Consider the following 5,593-nt stretch of genomic DNA (forward strand, 5'->3'; position numbering starts at 1 on the left):
GTGAGACTCTTTTCTGCCACGCCTCAGCAAATCCCCTGCGCTTTCTCTGATGTCTGTCTTAACTGCTCTTCCCATACAAAAAAAACAGAAAACAGCTATGGAAGGTTCTTTAGACTATTTGGTATTATTTTATCTGTTACTCAATCAGCACTACCTCCAGCCTACCTTTCTTACCGGCATAATCCCGAGCACTGCTGTAATACCATTGCTCCGGCTCTTCCACAAAGCCAGCTTTCACCGGATTCTGGTGCAGATACTCCAGCCGTTGCTCCATCAATTCATTACTATTTAACTCTACCTGGTGCCCGGCTGGCTGCCAGAACTGATATTCTCCGTGGCTTACACTCTTTGCAGCAGCACTCTTAAACATCCAGAGTAGCCAATTCTTCCTGCTTTCTCTAGGATTCGCTTTTATGGCGTCTATCAGAAACCTTGAAGTATACTTCTTTAAATCACGCAGCACGACAGAAAGCTTAGGAGCTGAACATATCAGGTGTGCATGGTTTGTCATAATGCACCAGGCATAAACTGTTAAACCTTTCTCGAGCTGACAATAGCTTAGACTGTCGCTGAACAATTCGCAGTAGTCGCGCCGAGTAAACACATCCGCCCACTCAACTACTGTTAATGTGACGAAGTAGATGCCTTCCGGATTGTATACTTTATATTTGGTGCTCATATAACTTAACACGCAGTATCAGGTTAACTGTTCTGAAACTTACATTACCATCAAACCCACATGAAACTAAAATACATCCTCATTGCCCTTTCCGCTGCCCTCGTTGTCTGGTTCATCTACGACTCCTTCTCACAACCAGGTCCACAGGATTTAGAAGGCGATTTCAAGGAAGTGGCGATGTACCGGAACGAGAACAATACCGGGCCCATCGTCAGGATATATGCGGTGACGGTGGCGGACACGCTGTGGGAGGCGATGCAGGCGTACGGTGATTACATGCCGCATACCAAGTATGGCAACACCAGCGTGTACTTCTTCCTGGAAGGCAATCCGGCGCCGGACGAGGTGTTTCCCGGCGAACCAAACTTTCCACAACAGTATCAGGAATACAATGTGGCAGTATATGAAAAGGATGCCATGAGCCAGGTAGCATTCCGGAAGCACCCTTTCCGGAGGTAAAACCAAACAAAGCCTCGCACGTTTCTAGATATGTTCCTGACTGAGTGGCTCTAAATAAAAGTATAAGCCTAAAACAGACACAGGATAGTTCGCAATTATACAAAGGCATAAAAGCTATGTAACCGTTTAATATCATAACTATGAAAAAAAGTGAAATCTCCATTATAGCAGCGCTGTTTCTGAGTAGCTCTACCCTCTTAGCATCCTGTGGTGGCGAACCTGCCGGAGAACATTTACCACCCGAAGCAACACAAGGGGACTATCTGGGCAATGATGATTTAGAGGACACAACACGTACACTCACAGACACCACCATGACCGACACGACACAATTTGTGCAATAAGTCAGGTAAATGGCGGTGCTGCTGTCAGCAAGCTTTATTCCTTTGACTCTTTTAAGAAGCGTGGATAAAGCTTCAGACAAATTAGTTTCAGTCTTACTTTTTGTCCTGTGCCTGAACTGGTTGGGCAGCTTAAATCATACGAAGCACGCTCTACCAACAGTACTTAACTAATTTTATTATAATTAAAAATCAACTAGGTGGTATCCCTTCTGCAGAACCTGCTCCTACTTCAATTGCACTAAACAAAGTAAGTAATTGGGTATAACTACCTATATAAACCCATAAAATCCGTATAAATATCATCATCGGCAAGTACGTTAAAACCGTACAATAGCATCATACACAATACCTTAAGAATAAGACTATGAAAAAAATATGGATATCAATGGCGGCAACTATGTTTCTGAGTACATCTGCAATGCTAACGTCATGTGGCGGAAACAACGGTGACATGCCAAATGACACAACTACCGGAACAACTCAGGAAACTGGTGTAGAAGACCCTGCAAGCCCTATGGGAACAACAACAGGTGATACCATTGGCACGACAGCTGGCACGACCGCAGGAACCACAGATGGTACAACCACAGGAACTACCGCTGGTACAACTGCAGGAGGAACGACAGATGGAACTACCGCCGGAGGCACAACTACCGGTGGAACCACAGGAACTACCGGTGGGGGAACTACTGGTGGGGGAACTACTGGAACAACAACGCAGTGATAGAGTTGTATTTAAAATTATTTGATAACAGGAAAAGGCAAGCACTCGCTTGCCTTTTTTCATGGAGGTTACCAGTCCCGCTTAACTGATTCTGCATGATGCACCTCTCCTCTTCCACCTCTGCAGGTGCTGATAAATAAGTAACAAACAGATCTGTTGATATTTCTTTACAGCGCCTGAAACACTTAGATTTCGCTCCGGTACATATAATCTTGTCTCTCTCCGTTCTTCTTCCGTAAGAACACAATGCCAACAATGTGAAATATAATGAAGCGAAAAGTTTTTCTCAGCACCACCTTTAAATCACTCCTCTTTCTCTTATTTTCCTTCATCTATACATTACTGCCACTGCAGGCACAGCAACTGTACCAGCCGGCCGAGCAACTGGGCGAGCTGTTTGAGCAGGTACAGCTACAAAGCGTTTTCCCTGACTCTAAAACCTTTCCAGATGCCACCCCACTTGCTTCACCAGATGAGATCCTACAGGCGTACCAGCAACAGAAAGATCAGCCAGGTTTCGACTTACGGACTTTTGTAATGAATAATTTTGAGATGCCACCACAGCCTGCAGCTGACTTCAGGTCGGACACCAGCCTGACCGTTATACAGCACATCGAGCAGCTGTGGCCCGTACTGACGCGGCAGCCAGGAAATGACGCAGGTTCGCTTATTCCCTTGCCCAATGCCTATGTAGTACCAGGCGGCCGTTTCCGTGAGATATATTACTGGGACAGCTTCTTCACCATGCTTGGCCTGCAGGCCAGCGGTGAAACCGAGCTCATCCAGAACATGGTAGATAACTTTACGCACCTCATCAACACAACAGGCCATATTCCGAACGGCAACCGCACCTATTACCTCAGCCGCTCACAGCCGCCTTTCTATGCACTGATGCTGCGTGTACTGGCACAACAAAAAGGCAAAGAGATTTTGACTAACTATGCGCCCGCCCTGAAGAAAGAATACGATTTCTGGATGGAAGGGGCTAACACACTAAATGCGGCCAATCCTGCGCATCGCCGGGTGGTGCGCTTACCCGATGGCAGCATCCTCAACCGCTACTGGGACGATAAACCGGAGCCAAGGCCAGAGTCATACCTCGAAGACGTACACCTGGCACAGGAATCCGGGCGGAATCCGGAAGAACTGTACCGACACATTAGGGCGGCAGCTGAATCAGGCTGGGACTTCAGCAGCCGCTGGTTTTCTGATGCCAATAGCCTGGGGACCATCCATACCACTGATATCATTCCTGTAGACCTAAATGCGCTGCTCTTTCATACTGAAATGACGTTGGCGCAGATGGCGGAGATGCAGGGAAATAAAGCCGAGGCAAAGCGCTATGAACAGAGAGCAAAAGAACGCCAAAAAGCGCTGCTAAAGTATGCCTGGAATGAGGCCGATGACTTTTTCTACGACTATGATTTTGTGAAGGGCACTACCACTAACATTCCTACCCTGGCGGCGGTATTCCCTTTATATTTCTGCATGGCAAAACGGAAGCACGCTTCAGCCGTGGCACAGAAAATAGAGGCTGATTTCCTGAAGCCCGGGGGCGTCGTAACTACCCTGAACCGAACGGGGCAGCAATGGGACTCTCCAAACGGATGGGCACCGCTGCAGTGGATGACGATACAGGCACTCCGCAATTACAAACATACCCGGCTTGCGGACACCATTGCCCGCAACTGGACGAGGCGTAATATTGAGGTATATCAAGCTACGGGCAAACTGGTAGAAAAGTATAACGTCGAGGACCTGACTTTAGAAGCTGGCGGTGGCGAATACCCGAACCAGGACGGCTTTGGATGGACCAACGGCGTACTGCTCAAGCTGCTGACCCTCCACCCAGAATTACTGCAAACTACCGAACAAGAGGCTGTGCTGCAGCGGTAAGAAGTTAAAAATTAATACACTTGGCACTACGTTTGCGAATGCATCGTTTGAAGAACAAATCGTGCATGTATGATCAACTTTAGACACATAACAGCGGCAGCCGTACTCTTTGCAGGCAGTTTTACAGCCTTTGCACAAGGCGAAAAAGCGAACTGGTACTTCGGGAAAGGCGCCGGCATCACCTTTACACAGGATACAGTCACAGCTGTTACACATAGCCGGATATTTACAGAGGAAGGCAGTGCCTCCTTGTCTGATAAAGACGGAAACCTTCTTTTTTATACCAACGGCATCACGGTCTGGAACCGAAACCACCGCGTAATGCCCAACGGCAATGGCCTGATGGGAGGCAAATCCTCCACCCAATCAGCTCTTATCTTACCTAAACCAGGCAACGATAGTACCTACTATATCTTTACCACTGATATACAGGCACAATCGAATGGCCTGCGCTATAGTGTGGTTGATATGACGAAGCAGAAAAGCTACGGCGACATCATCTCCAGGAACAACTTTCTGATAGCCCCATCCACGGAGAAACTTACGGCTGTGCGCCACAGCAATAACCGAGACTGGTGGGTAATTGCCCATCGCTGGAACAGCAACGGGTACATGGCTTTCCTGGTGTCAGCGGATGGTGTGAGCGTGAAACCTGTTCTGAGCAATGTAGGAACGGTACATGGCGGCCCGAATAGTAAAGCCATCGGCTATCTGGTTCCTTCTTCGGATGGTACAAAACTGGCAGCTGCTCTATGGGATGCCACCAGCAATTTCGAATTGCTGGACTTCGACCGCAGCACAGGAGAGGTTTCTAACCCACAACTCCTGAAAGGATATGAGGAAGCCTATGGCGTGTTGTTTTCACCGGATGGCAGCAAGTTGTACGCCACTGCAAATGGCAAGGGCGGTGGCAAAGCACAGGTCATTCAATTTGATTTAACTGCCGGAGATGCGGACGCCATAGCTAAATCAGCGGTGGTAGTGGGTACTTCAGCCAGTCCTAGAATCGGTGCACTTCAAATAGGGCCTGATGGGAAAATATATGTAGCCCGCAGAGACAACGCCTATCTTGGTGTGATCAGCAACCCTAATGCAAAAGCTGAGGCTGGCATGTATACGGATGATGGATTCCATCTTGCCGGCCGCAAAAGCGATCTAGGACTACCCAATTTCCCGCAAGGGCTTTAAAGGACAGAAATATCAAGACATAAAACTTTATTAGACTGTAGAGAAGCCGCCTGATTATAGGTCGGCTTCTTTTTTTGGCTTAGTAAAAGCGGGAGATGCTACTGTCTTTCTCCTGAAATAAAAGAAACTTCACTATACCTGTCATCCTGTTAAGTATTCTGTGAGTTATCTGCAGGTGTCGGCTCCCCAACATTAGAACTACCCTGGAGTATAAAATTCAACAAATTTAAATTCACTTCTGCTACCACTACTATGGGTGTTCATTGTGGGTAACCCGACAGGGTTATCCACTGTGAACACCCT

The 5,593-nt window shown here is 47.5% G+C and carries 6 protein-coding genes; 5 read left to right on the forward strand and 1 reads right to left on the reverse strand.

The genetic code is table 11. From position 1 onward, the window contains the following. Positions 1–136: 136 nt before the first annotated feature. Positions 137–679, reverse strand: a complete 543-nt coding sequence (locus DXT99_RS26465) for an REP-associated tyrosine transposase (RefSeq protein ID WP_115568613.1) — start codon at positions 677–679, stop codon at positions 137–139. A 60-nt stretch (positions 680–739) separates the two neighbouring features. Between DXT99_RS26465 and DXT99_RS26470 the strand changes: the two genes are divergently transcribed. The 5 genes from DXT99_RS26470 to DXT99_RS26490 all read left to right on the forward strand — a co-directional run bounded on the left by DXT99_RS26470 (position 740) and on the right by DXT99_RS26490 (position 5,290). Then, positions 740–1,138 carry a hypothetical protein gene (locus DXT99_RS26470; protein ID WP_115568614.1) on the forward strand — a complete coding sequence of 133 codons (399 nt, stop codon included), beginning with the start codon at positions 740–742 and terminating at the stop codon, positions 1,136–1,138. 140 nt (positions 1,139–1,278) lie between these two features. Continuing rightward, positions 1,279–1,482, forward strand: coding sequence for a hypothetical protein (locus tag DXT99_RS26475; RefSeq protein WP_115568615.1), 204 nt, complete (start codon positions 1,279–1,281; stop codon positions 1,480–1,482). A gap of 364 nt (positions 1,483–1,846) precedes the next feature. Next, positions 1,847–2,206 carry a hypothetical protein gene (locus DXT99_RS26480; RefSeq protein WP_246001069.1) on the forward strand — a complete coding sequence of 120 codons (360 nt, stop codon included), beginning with the start codon at positions 1,847–1,849 and terminating at the stop codon, positions 2,204–2,206. A gap of 267 nt (positions 2,207–2,473) precedes the next feature. Further along, entirely contained in the window at positions 2,474–4,102 is a 1,629-nt protein-coding gene (treF, locus tag DXT99_RS26485) for an alpha,alpha-trehalase TreF (protein WP_115568617.1), read from the forward strand. Between the two features lie 69 nt (positions 4,103–4,171). After that, positions 4,172–5,290, forward strand: a complete 1,119-nt coding sequence (locus tag DXT99_RS26490; RefSeq protein ID WP_115568618.1) for an NHL repeat-containing protein — start codon at positions 4,172–4,174, stop codon at positions 5,288–5,290. Positions 5,291–5,593 lie beyond the last annotated feature (303 nt).

Source organism: Pontibacter diazotrophicus, assembly GCF_003367245.1.
Classification (GTDB): domain Bacteria; phylum Bacteroidota; class Bacteroidia; order Cytophagales; family Hymenobacteraceae; genus Pontibacter; species Pontibacter diazotrophicus.